At 56.6% G+C, this 21,377-nt stretch carries 13 protein-coding genes; 9 read left to right on the forward strand and 4 right to left on the reverse strand.

The window, feature by feature from the left end; all coding sequences use genetic code 11:
* Positions 1–625 precede the first annotated feature (625 nt).
* Positions 626–3,298, forward strand: coding sequence for a phosphotransferase RcsD (gene rcsD / locus HBA26_RS06660; RefSeq protein WP_028013900.1), 2,673 nt, complete (start codon positions 626–628; stop codon positions 3,296–3,298).
* 16 nt (positions 3,299–3,314) lie between these two features.
* Positions 3,315–3,965 carry a response regulator transcription factor RcsB gene (rcsB, locus tag HBA26_RS06665; protein WP_006176468.1) on the forward strand — a complete coding sequence of 217 codons (651 nt, stop codon included), beginning with the start codon at positions 3,315–3,317 and terminating at the stop codon, positions 3,963–3,965.
* A gap of 112 nt (positions 3,966–4,077) precedes the next feature.
* Here the strand turns inward: rcsB and rcsC are convergent, their stop codons facing one another.
* Together rcsC and gyrA are read right to left on the reverse strand one after the other, a co-directional pair.
* The gene (rcsC, locus tag HBA26_RS06670) at positions 4,078–6,924 is read right to left on the reverse strand and encodes a two-component system sensor histidine kinase RcsC (protein ID WP_166720828.1); all 2,847 of its coding nucleotides are present in this window, start codon (positions 6,922–6,924) and stop codon (positions 4,078–4,080) included.
* Between the two features lie 134 nt (positions 6,925–7,058).
* The gene (gene gyrA / locus HBA26_RS06675) at positions 7,059–9,695 is read right to left on the reverse strand and encodes a DNA topoisomerase (ATP-hydrolyzing) subunit A (RefSeq protein WP_028013903.1); all 2,637 of its coding nucleotides are present in this window, start codon (positions 9,693–9,695) and stop codon (positions 7,059–7,061) included.
* A 146-nt stretch (positions 9,696–9,841) separates the two neighbouring features.
* Here gyrA and ubiG point away from each other — a divergent pair, with 146 nt between their 5' ends.
* From ubiG to yfaE, 4 genes are all read left to right on the forward strand, one after another.
* The gene (ubiG, locus tag HBA26_RS06680; RefSeq protein ID WP_020690665.1) at positions 9,842–10,570 is read left to right on the forward strand and encodes a bifunctional 2-polyprenyl-6-hydroxyphenol methylase/3-demethylubiquinol 3-O-methyltransferase UbiG; all 729 of its coding nucleotides are present in this window, start codon (positions 9,842–9,844) and stop codon (positions 10,568–10,570) included.
* Between the two features lie 347 nt (positions 10,571–10,917).
* Positions 10,918–13,203, forward strand: coding sequence for a class 1a ribonucleoside-diphosphate reductase subunit alpha (gene nrdA / locus HBA26_RS06685; protein ID WP_166720829.1), 2,286 nt, complete (start codon positions 10,918–10,920; stop codon positions 13,201–13,203).
* A 49-nt stretch (positions 13,204–13,252) separates the two neighbouring features.
* The gene (gene nrdB / locus HBA26_RS06690) at positions 13,253–14,383 is read left to right on the forward strand and encodes a class Ia ribonucleoside-diphosphate reductase subunit beta (RefSeq protein ID WP_041908962.1); all 1,131 of its coding nucleotides are present in this window, start codon (positions 13,253–13,255) and stop codon (positions 14,381–14,383) included.
* Positions 14,383–14,637, forward strand: a complete 255-nt coding sequence (gene yfaE, locus HBA26_RS06695) for a class I ribonucleotide reductase maintenance protein YfaE (protein WP_010433414.1) — start codon at positions 14,383–14,385, stop codon at positions 14,635–14,637. Before nrdB ends, yfaE begins: the two co-directional genes overlap by 1 nt.
* Before the next feature lie 23 nt (positions 14,638–14,660).
* Here yfaE and glpQ read toward each other — a convergent pair whose 3' ends face one another.
* Both glpQ and glpT read right to left on the reverse strand, forming a co-directional pair.
* Positions 14,661–15,713 carry a glycerophosphodiester phosphodiesterase gene (gene glpQ, locus HBA26_RS06700; protein WP_126345350.1) on the reverse strand — a complete coding sequence of 351 codons (1,053 nt, stop codon included), beginning with the start codon at positions 15,711–15,713 and terminating at the stop codon, positions 14,661–14,663.
* An 11-nt stretch (positions 15,714–15,724) separates the two neighbouring features.
* A complete protein-coding gene (gene glpT, locus HBA26_RS06705) occupies positions 15,725–17,077 on the reverse strand; it encodes a glycerol-3-phosphate transporter (protein WP_028013908.1) in 1,353 nt (450 codons plus the stop codon).
* Between the two features lie 250 nt (positions 17,078–17,327).
* On the opposite strand from glpT, the gene glpA reads away from it, so the two are divergent.
* The 3 genes from glpA to glpC are packed head-to-tail and all read left to right on the forward strand — an operon-like array spanning position 17,328 to position 21,350.
* On the forward strand, positions 17,328–18,956 hold the full coding sequence (gene glpA / locus HBA26_RS06710) for an anaerobic glycerol-3-phosphate dehydrogenase subunit A (RefSeq protein ID WP_028013909.1): 1,629 nt from the start codon (positions 17,328–17,330) through the stop codon (positions 18,954–18,956).
* Positions 18,946–20,163, forward strand: coding sequence for a glycerol-3-phosphate dehydrogenase subunit GlpB (gene glpB, locus HBA26_RS06715; RefSeq protein WP_088204778.1), 1,218 nt, complete (start codon positions 18,946–18,948; stop codon positions 20,161–20,163). The genes glpA and glpB overlap by 11 nt, the downstream gene beginning before the upstream one ends.
* Entirely contained in the window at positions 20,160–21,350 is a 1,191-nt protein-coding gene (gene glpC / locus HBA26_RS06720) for an anaerobic glycerol-3-phosphate dehydrogenase subunit GlpC (RefSeq protein WP_126345351.1), read from the forward strand. The genes glpB and glpC overlap by 4 nt, the downstream gene beginning before the upstream one ends.
* Positions 21,351–21,377: the final 27 nt, after the last annotated feature.

Genomic DNA, 21,377 nt, shown 5'->3' on the forward strand with positions numbered 1-21,377 from the left:
CGAAAACTTTGAAGATGTTTCATTTATCCATCAACATGTTTCAAGATGTAAATGAAAAGGAACTTTTACAAAGCACAAAAAGCTTAGAAATTTAGCACTTATAATCAAAACGAAAAATGACCCAATACATATCAAAGAGTTAAAATAAAAAACGTTACCGCACTGAATGACAAAACAAGATCGACTCCAGTCTCTAAAATAACTCTCGCTATCATCATTAACTTTATTTATTACCGTCATTCAGCTTTGAATGTCTGTTTATCCCTAATTCAACCGGATGCGTCGCATTCGGTTTTTTTTTACCCTTCTTTACGTAACTTTTCCTTTTTTGTGCTACCGCCGCGTAATTGTAACGACTATTAACTAAATTCACGCTCGCCCCTGTGCATAACGGGAAAATTCGCTCAAAACTTAATTTCTTGTTAATTCGTGCTATTTTCTGACGAAATGCATTTTTTATTTGTACATGCATTATGTACTTGTACATATTTAAGGCGTACTTCCTCTCTCGCACGGGTCATCGAAAAAGTCGCTTGTTCAAGGACAGTGGCGCTGGAAATTCAGTTATTACCCTTTATACTGCCCTATCGCCACAGAGCACGACCATCACGGGTTAAAGATATCAATGAGTCAGACTGAAACTACCGCCCAAAGCAAATTCTCCCTTCTGCCCGGGAGCATCACCCGTTTCTTTCTTCTTTTGATCGTGGTGCTGTTAGTCACAATGGGCGTGATGGTGCAGAGCGCGGTTAACGCCTGGCTGAAGGATAAGAGCTATCAGGTGGTGGATATTACCCACGCCGTACACAAGCGCATTGATACCTGGCGCTACGCCACCTGGCAGATTTACGACAACATTGCGGCAGCGCCTGCCAGCTCATCCGGAGATGGACTTCAGGAGACGCGGCTGAAGCAGGATGTCTACTATCTCGAAAAACCGCAGCGTAAGACTGAAGCGCTAATCTTTGGCTCTCACGACAGCGCGACCCTTGAGATGACGCAGCGTATTTCGACCTACCTGGATACCCTCTGGGGCGCCGAAACGGTGCCGTGGTCGATGTACTATCTGAACGGTCAGGACAACAGCATGATCCTGATCTCGACGCTGCCGTTGAAAGATCTCTCTTCCGGATTTAAAGAGACGACGGTCGGCAGCATTGTCGACTCCCGCCGGGCAGAAATGCTGCAGCAGGCCAACGCCCTTGATGAACGTGAGAGCTTCTCATCGCTGCGCCGTCTTGCCTGGCAGAATGGTCACTATTTTACCCTGCGTACCACCTTTAACCAGCCGGGTCATCTGGCGACGGTCGTGGCCTTCGATTTACCCATTAATGATTTGATCCCGCCGGATATGCCGCTCGACAGCTTCCGTCTGGAGCCGGACAGCAGCACCCAGAACATGCGTGCGGCGTCCGATAAAGAGGCCGCAGAGAGCGTCACCATCTCCTTTAACGGCTCGAAAATTGAAATTGCCTCGTCGCTGAACTCAACCGGCATGCGTCTGGTGTGGCAGGTACCGTTCGGCACGCTGCTGCTTGATACCCTGCAAAATATTCTGCTGCCGCTGCTGCTGAATATTGGCCTGCTGGCGCTGGCCCTGTTTGGCTACAGCACCTTCCGCTTCCAGCCGGGACGCCAGAGCGACGCGTCTGCGGTCTCCGCGGGCAACACCAACGAGCTGCGCGTATTGCGCGCGCTCAATGAAGAGATTGTCTCCGTGCTGCCGCTAGGGGTGTTAGTTCACGATCAGGAATCGAATCGCACGGTGATGAGCAATAAAATTGCTGACCATCTGCTGCCGCACCTTAACCTGCAGAACATCACCACTATGGCGGATCAACACCAGGGGGTTATTCAGGCCACGATTAACAATGAACTTTACGAGATCCGTCAGTTCCGCAGCCAGGTGGCACCGCGTACGCAAATCTTCATCATTCGCGATCAGGATCGCGAAGTGCTGGTGAATAAAAAGCTCAAGCAGGCGCAAAGGCTGTATGAGAAGAACCAGCAGGGGCGCGCGGCATTCATGCAGAATATTGGCGATGCCTTCAAGCAGCCGTTAAAAACGCTGGCGACCCAGGCGGCGGCGTTAAACACGTCTGAAAGCCACCAGCTCGCCTGCCAGGCCGACTCGCTGGTCCGCATGGTGGATGAGATCCAGCTGGCAAACATGCTGGAAAATGATTTCTGGAAAGGCACCCCTTCTCTCTTCTCCATTCAGGATCTGATCGATGAAGTGGTTCCCGAAGTCCTGCCCGTAATTAAGCGTAAAGGGCTGCAGCTGCTAATCAACAACCATTTACCCGCCAATGACGAACGTCACGGCGACCGCGAGGCGCTGCGTCGTATTCTGCTGATGATTATTCAGTACGCCGTGACCACCACGCAGATCGGCAAGATCACCCTTGAAGTGAGCACCGACGAGTCGGCGGAAGATCGCCTGACGTTCCGCATTCTGGACACCGGGGAAGGCGTGACGGCGAGTGAAATTGATAATCTGCACTTCCCGTTCCTGAATGACACGCAAAGCGATCATTACGGCAAGGCTAACGCCCTGACCTTCTGGCTGTGCGATCAGCTGGCGCGTAAGCTCGGCGGCCATCTGAATATCAAGGCCCGTGAATCGCTCGGCACCCGTTACTCTCTGCACGTGAAAATGGCCGCCAATCCACAGGAAGAAGATGAAGAACGCCTGCTGGATGACGTCGTGGTGATGGTGGATGTAACCTCAAACGAGATCCGCAATATTGTGGTTCGTCAGCTCGAAAACTGGGGCGCGGCCTGCATCACGCCGGATGAAAGGCTGGCAAGTCAAGAATTTGATCTGTTTTTAACTGATAATCCGTCTAATCTTACTGCCTCGGGCTTGCTTTTAAGCGATGATGAGTCACGCGTGCGGAAAATCGGCCCTGGCCAGCTGCGCGTCAACTTTAATATAAGCAATGCGATGCAGGAAGCTGTACTACAACTAATAGAAGAGCAGCTGGCGCAGGAAGAGATAACGGAATCCCCGTTAGGCGGTAATGAAAATGCCGAGCTTCACGCCAGCGGATACTATTCCCTCTTTGTTGATACAGTACCAGATGATGTGAAGCGGTTGTATACTGAGTCCGCTGCGAATGATTTTGCAGCGCTGGCACAGACAGCACACCGGCTTAAAGGGGTGTTTGCCATGCTTAATCTGGTTCCCGGCAAGCAGTTATGTGAAACGCTGGAACATCTAATTCGTGAGAAAGATGCCTCTGGCATTGAAAAATACATCAGCGACATTGACGCCTACGTCAAAAGCTTGCTGTAGCAAGGTAGCCTTATACATGAACAATATGAACGTAATTATTGCCGATGACCATCCGATTGTACTGTTCGGTATTCGCAAATCACTTGAACAGATCGAGTGGGTGAATGTAGTCGGTGAATTTGAAGACTCTACAGCACTGATCAATAACCTCCCAAAGCTTGATGCGCACGTGCTCATTACCGATCTCTCTATGCCTGGAGACAAATACGGTGATGGGATCACGCTCATCAAATATATTAAACGTCACTTCCCTGACATCTCGATTATTGTTCTGACCATGAACAACAACCCGGCGATCCTGAGCGCCGTGCTGGATCTGGATATCGAAGGAATTGTGCTGAAGCAAGGCGCCCCGACCGATCTGCCAAAAGCGCTGGCTGCGCTGCAGAAAGGCAAGAAGTTCACGCCTGAGAGCGTCTCTCGTCTGCTGGAAAAAATCAGCGCGGGTGGCTACGGTGACAAACGCCTGTCGCCGAAAGAGAGCGAAGTTCTGCGCCTGTTCGCCGAAGGTTTCCTGGTGACCGAGATTGCCAAGAAGCTGAACCGCAGCATTAAAACCATTAGCAGCCAGAAAAAATCAGCAATGATGAAGCTGGGCGTGGACAACGATATTGCCCTGTTGAACTATCTCTCCTCCGTTACGCTGAGCGCATCGGATAAGGATTGATCCCCCACTGTAAATGCCGGATGGCGCTCACGCTTACCCGGCCTACAGAACCCGTAGGCACTCGCAAGCGCAGCGCCGCCGGGCAAATAAAAAAGGCCCTTACGGGCCTTTTTTATATTCTGGTTTTTCTCACGCGATCCGCATAAACAGACAGCGTTTGTTTGAGCACGTCCAGCGTCACCGGTTTCGACAGGCAGCTGTCCATGCCCGACTCCAGACAGCGCTGTTTCTCTTCCGCCAGCGCGTTCGCCGTCACGCCCACGACCGGCAGCGTCAGGCCAAGCTGTCGGATGCGCTGCGTCAGCCGGTAGCCGTCCATGTTAGGCATGTTGACGTCGCTCAGCACGATATCAATATGATTTTTACTCAGCACATTCAGCGCATCCACGCCGTCATTGGCGGTTTTGCACTGGTAGCCCAGCGATCCGAGCTGGTCAGCCAGCAGGCGGCGGTTAATCGGATGGTCATCCACCACCAGAATCATCATATCGTCATTCACTGACGCCAGACCTTCCGATGACGGCAGCGCGACTGCACCGTCGTTCTCTTCCAGCTCGACTTTATAGATACGGGCCAGCAGGCTCAACAGCTCATGCGGCGTTGCGACGCTGTGCACCCATTCCCCCGGCGCACGTTCAACCGGTATGCCAATGTGGCGACGGCAGAAGAGCACCGTTCCTCTCCCCTGCCACGGCTGTTCCGGCATCTCGTCGGCGATGAGCACATCGTCCACGTCCGGCGTCTGACCTTCATAGCGGCAGACCCTCACGCCGCTATGGGCGAGCAGCGCCGTCAGATAGTCATTCAGCGAGGCATTATTGACCGCCAGCCAGCAGCGCTTATCGTTCAGCCCGTCAACCGTGGTTTTTGCCGGATACTGCGCGGAATAGAGCGGAATGCGGATGGTGAACTGGCTGCCCATGCCGGGCTCGGTATCCACGGAAATGTCGCCGTCCATCATGCTGACGAGCTTCTCGCAAATCGCCAGCCCCAGACCGGTGCCCTGGAAGTTACGCTGCACGCCGGTGCCGACCTGGAAGAACGGATCGAACAGACGCACCACCTCCTTGGCCGGTATGCCCACCCCCGTGTCGCGCACGCGGATGCTGAGATAATCTCCCGCCCGGCAGACGTGTAGCACAATGCAGCCGATATCGGTGAATTTGATGGCATTGCTGAGCAGGTTAGAGATGACCTGCTGCAGGCGCATCGGGTCGCCGTGCAGCGTCAGCGGCACGTGCGGTTCGATGAAGCAGTAGAGCCCCAGCTGTTTACGCACCACCAGCGGCAGATAGTTGGCGCTGATGTGGTTCATGACCTCACGCGGCGAAAACTCGCGCGGCTCAATTTTCAGCTGCTCAGACTCAATTTTAGAGAAGTCGAGAATATCGCTGATGATCTTCAGCAGCAGGCTGGAGGAGTTGTTCATCGCCGTTACCAGCCGGTCGACGCCTTTCGGCAATTCCTTCGTCTGCAGCAGATCGAGGTTACCGATAATCCCGTACAGCGGCGTACGTAGCTCGTGACTGACGGTAGCCAGGAACATGGATTTCGACTGGCTGGCCTGCTCCGCGGCCTGCGCCATCTCCTGCAGCGACTCTTCCATCTTCACGCGCGCGGAGACATCCACCAGCACGCAAATCGCTACGTTTTCATTGCGATAGCGGGAATGAACAAAGCTGATCTGCAGGTTAGTGTGGGTGCTGGTGAGCACGTCGACAAAGTTCACCTGCTGGCCGCAGATGATTTGCGTCAGCCTTTGCCGGTCCTCGTGCGTCAGCATGTTCAGGTAGTTGTGCGCCAGCTCGTTACTCAGGATGTTGGTCCCGTCCTGGGTACGAAGAATGCAGATCCCCACCGGAGCCGAGGCGACAATCTTGCGGTTGAACTGCTCGTGCTCCTCCAGACGCTGGGCGTCACTTTCGGCGGGAATAAAGATTCTCCGCTCATACATGCGCGCCAGCGTAAACAGCGCCCCGCCCACCAGCAGGTTCAGCAGGATCGCATTCATAATAAGAATGCGTATCCGCTCAAGGACCATATCCACCGGCAGCGAGTAAACAATGCTCAGCGACGATGGCGGCAGGCTTTTTTTCAGCACCAGCTCGCGGAAGCCGGAGGTGTAGCCAAACCATGAGCGTTCCTGCATCCAGTGCGGATCGACGTTCAAACTTTTATCCGGCCCGGCGAGTGAGATCAGCTGATGCCCGTTTTCATCCAGAATGGTCACGCCCATCGGCAGGCTGCCCGGCGTGAAGAAGTTTTCCATGCGGATGGTCTGTTCAATCCCCAGCAGCGCCTGCAGGCGATTGCCCAGGTAGACCGGCGTCAGCGCGTAGAAATAGCCCACGCCCATGCGCGGCCCCTGGCTAATCCAGAAAATGTTGTTCCCGCGCTCGTCCTGCGGCGCATTGCGATATTTCACAATACGCTCGTGCAGGCTTTTCAGCGCATCATCGCGCTCGACGGGCACATCGCGCAGGCCAAAGTCAGCCATGCAGAGGTTTTCACTGCCAATCAGGAATACGCGGTTAAGGTCGTAGGCGGCGGAGAAGTTGTCGCGCCAGTAGCGCATAAACCAGGCGAGGGATTCCAGCGACCCGCGCCAGGTGCTGCTCATGGTGGAGCAATCCGAGTCCGGGAACAGCGGCTGGAAGTCCGGTACTTCGGTTTTATCATTGCGCCCGCGCAGGGCAAGAATACCGTTTTCTGCCGTCAGCCGATTTTCGGCAATATACTTCAGCTCCTTCATCACGTCAGACGTTCGCTGAATGTAGCGCTGGGCCTGATCGGAGCTTAAATTAAACTCCTGGCGGATCTCCGCTTCTTTCTGGTTCAGCGCATTGACGATGTAAAACACCGACAGCAAGGCCACCAGCAGCCAAAGCAGGAGCGCCAGCGCCCGGAACAGATAGCGAGAAACTTTCAGCGTGGTACGAAAGGAGACGAGGTATTTCAAAGGGGCGAGGCTCCGCCGTCGGGGTCAAAAGAATGTGGTTAAGGTAGCGGTAAACGCGGCTTGTCGCAACGTTCACGTATCTGCATCTGCAAAAGAAAAGGGCCGGAATCCGGCCCTTTATGCGTCAGAAGAGATTACTCGTCAGCGTCATCCGCTGCGTCGTCGTCGCTCTCTGCTTCCGGTGCGATTTCATCATCACCTTCCGCGACGCTGCCGTCGATGGAATCGAGCTCTTCGTCGTCCACCGGCTCAGCAACGCGCTGCAGACCGACCACGTTTTCATCTTCCGCCGTACGGATGAGGATAACGCCCTGGGTGTTACGGCCCACCACGCTGATCTCGGATACGCGCGTACGCACCAGCGTACCGGCATCGGTGATCATCATAATCTGGTCGGCATCGTCCACCTGCACCGCGCCCACAACAGAACCGTTGCGCTCGGTAACCTTGATGGAGATAACGCCCTGCGTGCCGCGTGACTTGGTCGGGTATTCGCTTTCCGCCGTACGTTTACCGTAGCCGTTCTGGGTGACGGTCAGGATTGCGCCTTCGCCACGTGGAACGATCAGGGAAACAACGGAGTCTTCACCCGCCAGCTTAATACCGCGCACGCCGGTCGCCGTACGACCCATTGCGCGCACGGCGTTCTCTTTGAAGCGCACCACTTTACCGGCCGCAGAGAACAGCATCACTTCATCAGAACCGGAGGTCAGATCCACACCGATCAGCTCGTCGCCTTCGTTCAGGTTTACCGCAATAATACCGGCAGAACGCGGACGGCTGAACTCGGTCAGCGCGGTTTTCTTCACGGTACCGCTGGCGGTCGCCATAAAGACGTTCACGCCCTCTTCGTACTCGCGTACCGGCAGGATGGCGGTGATACGTTCGTTCGCTTCCAGCGGCAGCAGGTTGACGATTGGACGACCGCGCGCACCGCGGCTCGCTTCCGGCAGCTGATAGACCTTCATCCAGTACAGACGGCCACGGCTGGAGAAGCAGAGGATCGTATCGTGGGTGTTAGCCACCAGCAGACGGTCAATGAAGTCTTCTTCTTTAATACGTGCCGCAGATTTACCTTTACCGCCACGACGCTGTGCTTCGTAGTCGGTCAGAGGCTGATACTTCACGTAGCCCTGGTGAGACAGGGTCACTACCACGTCTTCGCGGTTGATCAGATCTTCAATGTTGATATCAGAGCTGTTCGCGGTGATTTCGGTGCGGCGCTCGTCGCCGAACTGATCGCGGACCAGTTCCAGCTCTTCGCGGATCACTTCCATCAGGCGCTCGGCGCTACCCAGGATGTGCAGCAGCTCAGCAATTTGCTCCAGCAGCTCTTTGTACTCGTCGAGCAGTTTTTCATGCTCAAGGCCGGTCAGCTTCTGCAGGCGCAGATCCAGAATCGCCTGGGCCTGCTGTTCAGTCAGGTAGTACTGACCGTCACGCACGCCGAATTCAGGCTCGAGCCACTCAGGACGCGCGGCGTCGTCGCCCGCACGTTCCAGCATCGCCGCCACGTTGCCCAGATCCCACGGACGCGCAACCAGCGACGCTTTCGCTTCTGCCGGCGTCGGCGCACGGCGGATCAGCTCGATGATCGGGTCGATGTTCGCCAGCGCAACCGCCAGCGCTTCAAGGATATGAGCGCGATCGCGCGCTTTGCGCAGTTCGAATATGGTACGACGGGTCACCACTTCGCGGCGGTGACGCACGAACGCGCTCAGGATCTCTTTCAGGTTCATGATCTTCGGCTGACCATGGTGCAGCGCAACCATGTTGATACCGAAGGAGACCTGAAGCTGAGTCTGGGAGTACAGGTTGTTCAGCACAACCTCACCCACCGCGTCGCGCTTGATTTCAATCACGATGCGCATACCGTCTTTGTCAGACTCGTCACGCAGCGCGCTGATGCCTTCAACGCGTTTCTCTTTTACCAGCTCGGCGATTTTTTCAATCAGACGCGCTTTGTTCACCTGATACGGGATCTCGTGAACAATGATAGTTTCACGGCCGGTTTTGGCGTCCGCTTCCACTTCGGCGCGGGCACGGATGTAAATCTTGCCGCGACCGGTGCGGTACGCTTCTTCAATGCCGCGACGACCGTTGATGATCGCCGCCGTCGGGAAGTCCGGGCCCGGGATGTGTTCCATCAGCCCTTCAATGCTGATGTCTTCATCGTCGATATAGGCCAGGCAGCCGTTGATCACTTCCGTGATGTTGTGCGGCGGAATGTTGGTCGCCATACCCACGGCGATACCGGACGAGCCGTTCACCAGCAGGTTAGGGATCTTCGTTGGCATAACGTCAGGAATTTTTTCCGTGCCGTCGTAGTTATCAACGAAATCAACCGTCTCTTTTTCCAGGTCGGCCATCAGCTCATGGGCAATCTTCGCCAGACGGATTTCCGTATAACGCATTGCCGCGGCGGAGTCGCCGTCGATAGAACCAAAGTTACCCTGACCATCTACCAGCATGTAACGCAGCGAGAACGGCTGCGCCATACGGACAATGGTGTCGTACACCGCGGAATCACCATGGGGATGGTATTTACCGATTACGTCACCAACGACACGGGCAGATTTTTTGTAGGCTTTATTCCAGTCATTGCCCAATACGTTCATGGCGTATAGTACGCGACGGTGTACCGGCTTCAGGCCATCGCGGACGTCCGGCAGCGCACGGCCAACAATGACCGACATCGCATAGTCCAGATAGGAGCTTTTCAGCTCTTCCTCGATGTTAACCGGTGTAATTTCTCTCGCAAGGTCGCTCATCTAACCGCTATCCCTCTACTGTATCCCGGATTCAAAGGTCGCAAATTATAACACAGCCGCGGTGATACAGGTAAACCTATACGCTTTATTCACAGGGATTGCCTGATATACTCATTTGTCTTGCTAAATAAGGAGTAAAAGCGCCCATGAATGCCGAAAAATCCCCGGTGGCACACAACGTTGACCACGAAGAGATTGCCAAATTTGAAGCGGTGGCGTCCCGCTGGTGGGATCTCGAAGGTGAGTTCAAACCGCTGCATCGCATTAACCCGCTGCGTCTGGGCTATATCGCGGAGCGTTCCGGCGGTCTGTTCGGTAAGAAAGTGCTCGACGTCGGCTGCGGCGGCGGCATCCTGGCGGAGAGCATGGCGCGCGAAGGGGCCACCGTCACCGGCCTGGACATGGGCTTCGAGCCTCTACAGGTTGCCCGTCTTCATGCGCTGGAGTCCGGTATACAGGTGGAATATGTGCAGGAAACCGTGGAAGAGCACGCGGCAAAACATGCCCACCAGTACGATGTGGTGACCTGCATGGAGATGCTGGAGCACGTTCCGGATCCGCAGTCCGTGGTAAACGCCTGTGCAAAACTGGTGAAGCCGGGCGGCCAGGTCTTCTTCTCGACAATTAACCGCAACGGTAAAGCCTGGCTGATGGCCGTGGTCGGCGCAGAATATGTGCTGCGCATGGTGCCGAAAGGGACGCACGACGTGAAGAAGTTTATCAAGCCTGCCGAACTGCTGGGCTGGGTTGACCAGACGTGGCTTAAGGAGCAGCACATCACGGGCCTGCACTACAACCCGCTAACGGATAAATTCAAACTTGCCCCGGGCGTGGATGTTAACTATATGTTGCATACAACCGCCAAAAACGACTAACGTCATCCGTTATTCTTATAATGATTGCGCGACATCATGTTGCGCAATTCTGACCTCCCGTTGAAGAAATCAGCACTCGATCAAATTTTGAATTTTTTTTCTAAATTATTGACATCTCTTCCAGGCCTTACGGTACGAGGACTTACGCTTTTTTACCCTTTCACAACCTCAATTTAACCTCAAAATCAACCCTTGTGCTGAAAAGATTCGATACTAGAATACTCACCATATAGCGTTTTTCTTATCGCAAACCCCCTATATGTAGTATTTATCCACAGAGTTAGTCACAAGACGGATCTGTGGATAAGCGGGGGATATTTTTTATTTCACGGACAGGTAAAACCCACATGAATCAGAGTCTGCTGGTGACAAAGCGCGACGGTACTACCGAGCGTATCAATCTGGACAAAATCCATCGAGTTCTCGACTGGGCAGCAGAAGGACTGAATAACGTATCTATATCCCAGGTTGAACTGCGTTCTCACATTCAGTTCTACGACGGCATCAAAACGTCTGATATCCACGAAACCATTATCAAAGCAGCGGCGGATCTGATCTCCCGCGACGCACCGGATTATCAGTACCTCGCTGCGCGTCTGGCGATTTTCCACCTGCGTAAGAAAGCCTACGGCCAGTTCGAGCCGCCGAAGCTTTACGATCACGTGGTGAAAATGGTTGAGCTGGGCAAATACGACACGCATCTGCTGGAAGACTATACGGAAGAAGAGTTCGAGCAGATGAACGGGTTTATCGATCACTGGCGCGACATGAACTTCTCCTACGCGGCGGTGAAGCAGCTCGAAGGCAAATACCTGGTTCAGAACCGTGTGACCGGTGAGATCTACGAAAGCGCCCAGTTCCTCTATATTCTGGTGGCTGCCTGCCTGTTCTCAAACTACCCGCGCGACACCCGTCTGGACTACGTGAAGCGTTTCTACGATGCGGTATCGACGTTCAAAATTTCTCTGCCAACGCCGATCATGTCTGGCGTGCGCACCCCTACCCGTCAGTTCAGCTCCTGCGTACTGATCGAGTGTGGTGACAGCCTGGATTCCATCAACGCCACCTCCAGCGCCATCGTGAAATACGTCTCCCAGCGTGCCGGTATCGGCATCAACGCCGGTCGCATCCGCGCGCTGGGCAGCCCGATTCGCGGCGGTGAAGCGTTCCACACCGGCTGTATCCCGTTCTATAAGCACTTCCAGACGGCGGTAAAATCCTGCTCTCAGGGCGGCGTGCGCGGCGGCGCAGCGACCCTGTTCTACCCAATGTGGCACCTGGAAGTGGAAAGCCTGCTGGTACTGAAAAACAACCGCGGCGTGGAAGGCAACCGCGTGCGTCACATGGACTACGGCGTGCAGATCAACAAGCTGATGTACACCCGTCTGCTGAAAGGGGAAGACATCACCCTGTTCAGCCCGTCCGACGTCCCGGGCCTGTACGACGCGTTCTTCGCCGATCAGGACGAGTTCGAGCGTCTGTACACCAAATATGAAAAAGACGACAGCATCCGTAAACAGCGCCTGAAGGCGGTAGACCTGTTCTCCCTGATGATGCAGGAGCGCGCCTCTACCGGCCGTATCTACATCCAGAACGTTGACCACTGCAATACCCACAGCCCGTTTGATCCGGCGGTTGCGCCAGTGCGCCAGTCTAACCTGTGCCTGGAGATCGCCCTGCCGACCAAACCGCTGGAAGACGTGAACGACGAAAACGGCGAAATCGCCCTGTGTACGCTCTCCGCGTTCAACCTGGGTGCGATTAAGAGCCCGGACGAGCTGGAAGAGCTGGCCGTGCTGGCGGTACGTGCGCTGGATGCCCTGCTGGACTACCAGGATTACCCAATCCCGGCCGCTAAACGCGGCGCAATGGGCCGTCGTACCCTGGGTATCGGCGTGATCAACTTCGCCTACTGGCTGGCGAAAAACGGCAAGCGTTACTCCGACGGCAGCGCTAACAACCTGACGCACCAGACGTTCGAAGCGATTCAGTACTACCTGATGAAAGCCTCTAACGAGCTGGCGAAAGAGCAAGGCGCGTGCCCGTGGTTCAACGAAACCACCTATGCAAAAGGCATTCTGCCGATCGACACCTATAAGAAAGACCTGGATGCGATCGTCAGCGAGCCGCTGCACCTGGACTGGGAAGGCCTGCGCGAGTCCATCAAAACGCACGGCCTGCGTAACTCCACGCTCTCTGCCCTGATGCCGTCCGAGACCTCTTCGCAGATCTCCAACGCCACCAACGGTATTGAGCCACCGCGCGGCCACGTCAGCATTAAAGCGTCGAAAGACGGCGTGCTGCGTCAGGTGGTGCCGGATTACGAAACGCTGGGCAACAACTACGAACTGCTGTGGGAGATGCCAAACAACGACGGCTACCTGCAGCTGGTGGGTATCATGCAGAAGTTTATCGACCAGTCGATCTCTGCCAATACTAACTACGACCCGACGCGCTTCCCGTCCGGCAAGGTACCGATGCAGCAGCTGTTGAAAGACCTGCTGACCGCCTACAAATTTGGCGTGAAAACGCTCTACTATCACAACACTCGTGACGGTGCAGAAGACGCGCAGGACGACCTGGTACCGTCAATTCAGGACGATGGCTGCGAAAGCGGCGCATGTAAGATCTAATGAAGGGCGGGGATATCCCCGCCTTTATTTCGTAAGACAGGACACACTCATGGCATATACCACCTTTTCACAGACGAAAAACGACCAGCTCAAAGAGCCAATGTTCTTCGGCCAGCCGGTCAACGTGGCACGCTACGATCAGCAAAAATATGACATCTTCGAAAAGCTGATTGAAAAGCAACTCTCCTTCTTCTGGCGTCCGGAAGAAGTTGACGTTTCCCGCGACCGTATTGATTACCAGTCGCTGCCGGATCACGAAAAGCATATCTTCATCAGCAATCTGAAGTACCAGACGCTGCTGGACTCCATTCAGGGCCGTAGCCCGAACGTGGCACTGTTGCCGCTGATCTCGATTCCTGAGCTGGAAACCTGGGTGGAAACCTGGGCGTTCTCCGAGACGATCCACTCCCGCTCTTATACCCACATCATCCGCAACATCGTGAACGATCCGGCGGTGGTGTTTGACGATATCGTCACTAACGAGCAGATCCAGAAGCGCGCGGAAGGCATTGCGCACTACTACGACGAGCTGATCGAGATGACCAGCTACTGGCATCTGCTGGGCGAAGGCACCCACAGCGTGAACGGCAAAACCGTTACCGTGAACCTGCGCGCGCTGAAAAAGCAGCTGTACCTCTGCCTGATGAGCGTTAACGCCCTGGAAGCGATCCGCTTCTATGTGAGCTTCGCCTGCTCCTTCGCCTTTGCCGAGCGCAAGCTGATGGAAGGCAACGCCAAAATCATCCGTCTGATCGCTCGTGACGAAGCCCTGCACCTGACCGGCACCCAGCACATGCTGAACCTGCTGCGCAGCGGTACGGACGACCCGGAGATGGCGGAAATCGCCGAAGAGTGCAAGCAGGAGTGCTACGACCTGTTCGTGCTGGCGGCTCAGCAGGAGAAAGAGTGGGCAGACTACCTGTTCCGCGACGGCTCCATGATTGGCCTGAACAAAGATATTCTGTGCCAGTACGTGGAGTACATCACCAACATCCGCATGCAGGCGGTTGGTCTGGACCTGCCGTTCCAGACGCGCTCTAACCCGATTCCGTGGATCAACACCTGGCTGGTATCCGATAACGTGCAGGTTGCGCCGCAGGAAGTGGAAGTGAGCTCTTATCTGGTCGGTCAGATTGATTCTGAAGTCAACACCGACGACCTGAGCGACTTCCAGCTCTGATGACGCGCGTAACGCTGAGCCTTTCTGGCACCGAAGTGCTGTGCCAGGAAGAGCACCCGTCCCTGCTGGTGGCGCTTGAAGCGCATCAGGTGGAGGTAGAGTACCAGTGTCGTGAAGGCTATTGCGGCTCCTGCCGCTGCCGTCTGGTCGCAGGCCAGGTGGACTGGCTGACCGAACCGCTGGCCTTTATCAGTGAAGGGGAAATTTTGCCCTGCTGCTGCCGGGCAAAAGGCGATATTGAGATCGAGATGTAAAAAAGGGCCTTACGGCCCTTTTTCTATTTTAAGAACGTCACCGCTTTATCCGGGAAATCCGTAAACAGCCCGTCCACGTCCGCCTGCTTATACAACACCTCGTAAAGCTGATTCACATCGGTGGCATATGGCGGCAGCTGGTCGGCACGCACCGTGTACGGATGCACCTGCATCTTGCTGGCGTGCGCCTCTTTCACCATCGCCGTCAGCTTCACGTGGCCAGGCGTTGAGCCTTCCGCCACCAGCATGTGATAATCCGGCCCGATGCCGTCAGCGTACCGCGCAATCTGCTTCATCGCGCCCGGCTTGAACATCCAGTCGTAGCTGTAGTTCACCCACTTCCCGTCCGGCTGTTTCTCCTGGGTTTCATTCCAGTCGGTGTAGGCAATCAGCTGCACCAGATTGAGATCCATCCCCATCTTCGGCTCCAGCTCGGTTTTGATGCGCTTCAGCTCGGCGGCGTCAAAACACTGCAGGTAAACTTTGTCCTTCTTGCTGGTGTAGCCGTACTGTTTCAGCACCTCCAGCGTCTTCGCGGCAATGTCCTTTCCTTCCTGATGGTGGAACCACGGCGCTTTGATTTCCGGGTAGATACCGATGTTTTTACCGGTCGAGTGGTTGAGCCCCTGAACAAACTCAATCTCTTCCTGGAAGGTATGGATCCGGAAGTCAGATTTGCCCATCGGGAAGCGTCCCGGGTAGACCTGCACCTTCTTGCCGTTTTCAATCTCAAAGCCTTCGGTAAACTTCAGAGAGCGAATTTCATCCAGGGTAAAGTCGATGGCGTAGTAACGACCGTCTTTGCGCGCGCGGTCCGGGAAACGCTCCGCCACGTCCGTGACGCGGTCAAGATAGTGGTCATGCAGGACGACCAGCTGGTCGTCCTTCGTCATCACCAGATCCTGCTCCAGGTAATCCGCCCCCTGCGCATAGGCCATCGCTTTCGCCGGCAGCGTATGCTCCGGCAGGTAGCCGCTGGCACCGCGGTGGGCGATAACGATTTTATCCGCCGCCAGGGCAGAGCCTGTTATCAGGCCTGCCAGCAGCAGGCCGGTGGTTAATGGAGTTAATTTCATCGCAATGCTCCTTATTGACGACGCGCCAGCACTTCCGCGTGGTGACGTTTCTCGCCGATCATCACAACAACCAGCAGCAGAACCGCCAGCACGCTGCCGCCGATCATCACCATAAAGCCGCCGTCCCAGCCGAAGAAGTCAACGGTGTAGCCCACGATAGCGCTCGCCGCGACGGAACCGCCGAGGTAGCCAAACAGACCGGTAAAGCCTGCCGCCGTGCCCGCCGCTTTTTTCGGCGCCAGCTCAAGCGCGTGCAGACCGATCAGCATCACCGGGCCGTAGATCAGGAAGCCGATAACGATCATACAGGCCATGTCTACTGATGGGTTACCCGGCGGGTTAAGCCAGTAAACGACAGTCGCGATGGTCACCAGGGTCATAAAGAACACGCCCGTTGCGCCGCGGTTGCCTTTAAACACTTTGTCCGACATCCAGCCGCAAATCAGCGTGCCCGGGATCCCGGCGTATTCATACAGGAAGTACGCCCAGGAGGATTTATCCAGCGCGAAATGCTTCACCTCTTTCAGGTAGGTCGGGGACCAGTCAAGGATGCCGTAGCGCAGCAGGTATACGAACACGTTCGCCACCGCGATGTACCACAGCAGCTTGTTCGGCAGCACGTACTTCATGAAGATCTGTTTCGCGGTCAGCTCTTCTTCGTGCTTCTCGCTGTAGTCATCCGGATAGTCGTTTTTGTACTCTTCGATTGGCGGCAGCCCGCAGGACTGCGGCGTGTCGCGCATCAGGGCGAAGGCAATAATCGCCACCAGAATAGCACCAAAGGCAGGCATGTAGAGCGCCGCGTGCCAGTCGTTGAACCAGGCCATCCCCAGCAGGAACAGCAGAGGTGGAAGCCCGCCCCCGACGTTATGCGCGCAGTTCCACACCGACACAATGCCGCCACGCTCCTTCTGCGACCACCAGTGCACCATGGTACGTCCGCACGGCGGCCACCCCATCCCCTGGAACCAGCCGCAGAGGAACAGCAGCACGAACATGATGGCAATGCTGGACGTCGCCCACGGCACAAAGCCCATGAACAGCATGACCGCTGCCGCGAGGATCAGACCGGCGGGCAGGAACACGCGCGGATTCGAGCGGTCCGACACGGAACCCATGATGAATTTAGAAAAACCGTAGGCGATGGAGATCCCCGACAGCGCGAAGCCCAGGTCGCCGCGAGAGAAGCCCTGCTCCACCAGATACGGCATGGCGAGCGCAAAGTTTTTACGTACAAGATAGTACGCCGCATACCCGAAGAAGATCCCGAGGAAGATTTGCCAACGCAGACGGCGGTAGAGAGGATCGATCTCTGCCTCTGGCAGTCGCGCCCGATGCGGCGCAGGTTTGAAGATACTGAGCATAACAGCCTCCGTGGCCTTTCAAAAAATGACCAGGCATCTCGCGCCCGGTTACAGAGGCGGGGATGTTAAAAAAACATGCGGTTTGTTACTGTGAATCAACGCACAGATTGTTACAGAAATATGACAGAATGCGCAAAAAAGCGCATGAAATCACGTTTCAGTTTCGAATTTAGCGCGTTTATGTTCGAAATCAAACAAACCACACGATCTATGTGGCTAAATGCTAAAAAACGAACATAGAGGAAAGGCAATGACAATTCACGATCCACGCTACAGCGATGTGATTATCATTGGCGGTGGCGCAACCGGCGCCGGCATCGCACGCGACTGCGCCCTTCGCGGCTTAAGCGTCACGCTTCTGGAGCGCCACGATATCGCCACCGGCGCGACGGGACGTAACCACGGCCTGCTGCACAGCGGCGCGCGGTATGCAGTCACCGACGGTGAATCCGCGCGCGAATGTATCGCTGAAAACCAGATCCTCAAGCGTATCGCCCGACACTGCATAGAGCCGACCGACGGCCTCTTTATTACCCTTCCCGAAGATGACCTCGCCTTTCAGTCAACCTTTATAACCGCCTGTACTGCAGCGGGCATTCAGGCTGAGGCTATGGATCCGGCGCTGGCCCGGCGGCTGGAGCCGTCGGTGAACCCGACGCTGATCGGCGCGGTGAAGGTGCCTGACGGCACCGTCGATCCGTTCCGCCTGACCGCCGCCAACATGCTGGACGCCCGCGAGCATGGCGCGCGCATTCTGACCGGACATGAAGTGACCGGGCTTATCCGCGAGGGTCATCGCATCTGCGGCGTGCGGGTGTTTGATACGCAGTACAACGAGCACAGCGAGCTGCACGCCGCCGTGGTGGTCAACGCGGCGGGGATCTGGGGCCAGCGCATCGCGGAATACGCCGATTTATCCATCCGCATGTTCCCGGCCAAAGGTTCGCTGCTGATCCTTGACCACCGCATCAATAACCACGTCATCAACCGCTGCCGCAAACCGTCTGACGCCGACATTCTGGTGCCGGGCGACACCATTTCGCTCATCGGTACGACGTCAACGCACGTTGACTACAGCGACATTGACGTCAACCGGGTCACCGCCGAAGAAGTGGATATTCTGCTGCGCGAAGGGGAAAAGCTGGCGCCGGTGATGGCGCAGACGCGTATCCTGCGCGCCTACGCGGGCGTGCGTCCCCTTGTCGCCAGCGATAACGATCCGAGCGGACGTAACGTCAGCCGGGGCATCGTGCTGCTCGATCACGCCGAGCGCGACGGCATGGACGGGTTTATCACCATTACCGGCGGCAAGCTGATGACCTACCGGCTGATGGCCGAGTGGGCGACCGATGCCGTCTGCCGCAAGCTCGGAAATACCGAACCGTGCGTTACCGCAGAACAGCCGCTGCCGGGATCGCGCCAGTCTACCGAAAAAACGCTGCAAAAAATCATCTCCCTGCCCGCGCCGCTGCGCGGTTCGGCCATCTACCGCCACGGCGACAGAACGCCGCAGTGGCTCGGTGAAGGACGACTGAGCCGCAGCCTGGTGTGCGAGTGCGAAGCCGTTACCGCAGGCGAAGTGCAGTACGCGGTAGAGAACCTGACGGTCAACAGCCTGTTGGATCTCCGCCGCCGCACCCGCGTCGGAATGGGGACCTGTCAGGGCGAGCTGTGCGCCTGCCGTGCCGCCGGGCTGCTGCAGCGTTTTCATACCACCACCGCCACCCAGTCGCTCGATCAGCTCAGCGCGTTTTTGAACGAGCGCTGGAAAGGCATTCAGCCTGTCGCCTGGGGCGATGCTCTGCGCGAAAGCGAATTTACCCGCTGGGTCTATCAGGGACTTTGCGGCCTGGAGAAGGAGCAACACGATGAAATTTGATACCGTAATCGTCGGCGGCGGGCTGGCAGGCTTGCTCTGCGGCATCAAACTCACGAAGCAGGGGCTGCGCTGCGCCATTATCACCCGTGGCCAGAGCGCCCTGCACTTCTCGTCGGGATCGCTGGATCTGGTGGACGAAGCGTACCGCGACAGGCTGCCGCCGGAGCACCCGTATCACCTGGTTGGCGCGCAGCATATTGACCGCTTTGCGCTGGAAGCCGAAGCGCTGCTGGCGGGCTGCGGCGCGCGTCTGAAGGGAAGCGCCAGGCAAAATCACCAGCGCATCACGCCGCTCGGCACCCTGCGCTCCGCGTGGCTCAGCCCGGAGGAAGTCCCCGTGGCCCCCGTCAGCGCGGGACGAGTGCGGGTGGTGGGTATTAGCGGCTTTCTGGATTTTCAACCCCATCTCGCGGCGGCCTCGCTCTGTCGCCAGGGCATCAACGCCGACACGGCAGAAATAGAGCTGCCCGAGCTGGATGTCCTGCGCGATAACCCGAGCGAGTTTCGCGCGGTGAATATCGCCCGTTTTCTGGATAACGAGGACAAATGGCCGCTGCTGTATGACGCGCTCAGGCCGCTCGGTGAAACCTGCGAAGCCCTGTTAATGCCCGCCTGCTTTGGTTTAAACGACAACCGGCTCTGGCGCTGGCTCTCGGATCGTCTGCCCTGCACGCTCGGTTTACTGCCGACGCTTCCCCCTTCCGTACCCGGCATTCGTCTGCACACCCAGCTTCAGCGCCAGTTTGTTGCGCAGGGCGGCGTATGGATGGCGGGTGACGAGGTGAAAAAAATCACCCTGACCGACGGCGCGGTGAGCGAAATCTGGACGCGCAACCACGAGGATATTCCGCTTCGCGCCCGCTATACGGTGCTGGCGAGCGGAAGCTTCTTCAGCAACGGGCTGCTGAGCAGCCGGGAGGGCATCCGGGAAGCGATTATGGGGCTGGATGTGCGGCAAACCGCTTCCCGCGCGGACTGGTATCAGTGTGATTTCTTCACGCCGCAGCCCTGGCAGCAGTTTGGCGTAATTGTCGATAACCGGCTACATCCGCAGCTTTCCGGTATGCCCGTCGGTAATCTTTTTGCCATCGGCTCGCTGCTGGGCGGATACGATCCGATCCCCCAGGGATGCGGCGGCGGGGTTTGCGCCGTCACGGCGCTGTATGTAGCCGAGCAGATTATCCAGCGCGTGGAGGCTGAACAATGAACGATACCCGTTTCGAAAGCTGCATTAAATGCACGGTCTGTACCACCGTCTGCCCGGTCAGCGGCGTAAACCCGCGCTACCCTGGGCCAAAGCAGGCCGGGCCGGACGGCGAGCGTCTGCGCCTGAAGGACGGCAAGCTGTACGATGAAGCGCTGAAATACTGCATCAACTGCAAGCGCTGCGAGGTCGCCTGCCCGTCGGATGTGAAAATCGGCGATATTATTCAGCGCGCCCGGGCGCGGTACAGCACGCAAAAGCCGTCGCTGCGCGATGCGATCCTGAGCCATACCGATCTGATGGGCAGCGTCTCCACGCCGTTTGCCCCGCTGGTGAATGCCGCAACCTCACTCAAGCCGGTGCGTCGGCTGCTGAATGCCACGCTTAAAATAGACCATCACCGCAGCCTGCCAAAATATTCTCACGGCACCTTCCGTCGCTGGTATAAAACCGTCGCGGAGCAGCAGGCGCAGTACGACGATCGGGTAGCCTTTTTCCACGGCTGCTATGTGAACTACAACCACCCGCAGTTGGGAAAAGACCTGCTGAAGGTGCTGAACGCTATGGGAACCGGCGTACAACTGCTTAGCAAAGAAAAGTGCTGCGGCGTGCCGCTGATTGCCAACGGGTTTACCGATAAAGCGCGCAGGCAGGCCAAAAGCAACGTCAGCTCCCTGCGCGAAGCGATTGTCGATAAAGGCATGCCGGTGCTGGCGACGTCGTCCACCTGCACCTTCACCCTGCGCGATGAGTACCCGCACCTGCTGGACGTGGATAACGCCGGACTGCGCGAGCACATCGAGCTGGCGACGCGCTTCCTCTGGCGCAAGCTGGACAGCGGGCAGACGTTGCCGCTGGGAACATTGCCGCTGAAGGTGGTCTATCACACCCCGTGTCATATGGAGAAAATGGGCTGGTCGCTTTATACGCTGGAGCTGCTGCGGTTAATTCCGGGGCTGGAGCTGACGGTGCTGGATTCGCGCTGCTGCGGCATCGCAGGCACCTACGGCTTTAAGCGTGAAAACTACGATACCTCGCAGGCAATTGGTGCCCCGCTGTTCCGCCAGATTGAAGAGAGCGGCGCGGATATCGTGGTGACGGACTGCGAAACCTGTAAATGGCAGATTGAGATGTCCACCAGCAAGCGCTGCGAACATCCGATTACCCTGCTGGCGAAAGCGCTGGGCTGAACGTTGCCGGGGCGAGAGGCCCCGGCA

The organism is Enterobacter sp. 725m/11, from assembly GCF_011683705.1.
Lineage (GTDB): Bacteria > Pseudomonadota > Gammaproteobacteria > Enterobacterales > Enterobacteriaceae > Enterobacter > Enterobacter bugandensis.

Bases quoted from the DNA above. Each gene is read 5' to 3' on its own strand.
- glpC (WP_126345351.1), top strand. From the start codon at position 20,160: ATGAACGATACCCGTTTCGAAAGCTGCATTAAATGCACGGTCTGTACC.
- rcsB (WP_006176468.1), top strand. From the start codon at position 3,315: ATGAACAATATGAACGTAATTATTGCCGATGACCATCCGATTGTACTG.
- nrdB (WP_041908962.1), top strand. From the start codon at position 13,253: ATGGCATATACCACCTTTTCACAGACGAAAAACGACCAGCTCAAAGAG.
- rcsD (WP_028013900.1), top strand. From the start codon at position 626: ATGAGTCAGACTGAAACTACCGCCCAAAGCAAATTCTCCCTTCTGCCC.
- ubiG (WP_020690665.1), top strand. From the start codon at position 9,842: ATGAATGCCGAAAAATCCCCGGTGGCACACAACGTTGACCACGAAGAG.
- glpA (WP_028013909.1), top strand. From the start codon at position 17,328: ATGACAATTCACGATCCACGCTACAGCGATGTGATTATCATTGGCGGT.
- nrdA (WP_166720829.1), top strand. From the start codon at position 10,918: ATGAATCAGAGTCTGCTGGTGACAAAGCGCGACGGTACTACCGAGCGT.
- glpT (WP_028013908.1), bottom strand. From the start codon at position 17,077: ATGCTCAGTATCTTCAAACCTGCGCCGCATCGGGCGCGACTGCCAGAG.
- gyrA (WP_028013903.1), bottom strand. From the start codon at position 9,695: ATGAGCGACCTTGCGAGAGAAATTACACCGGTTAACATCGAGGAAGAG.
- yfaE (WP_010433414.1), top strand. From the start codon at position 14,383: ATGACGCGCGTAACGCTGAGCCTTTCTGGCACCGAAGTGCTGTGCCAG.
- glpQ (WP_126345350.1), bottom strand. From the start codon at position 15,713: ATGAAATTAACTCCATTAACCACCGGCCTGCTGCTGGCAGGCCTGATA.
- glpB (WP_088204778.1), top strand. From the start codon at position 18,946: ATGAAATTTGATACCGTAATCGTCGGCGGCGGGCTGGCAGGCTTGCTC.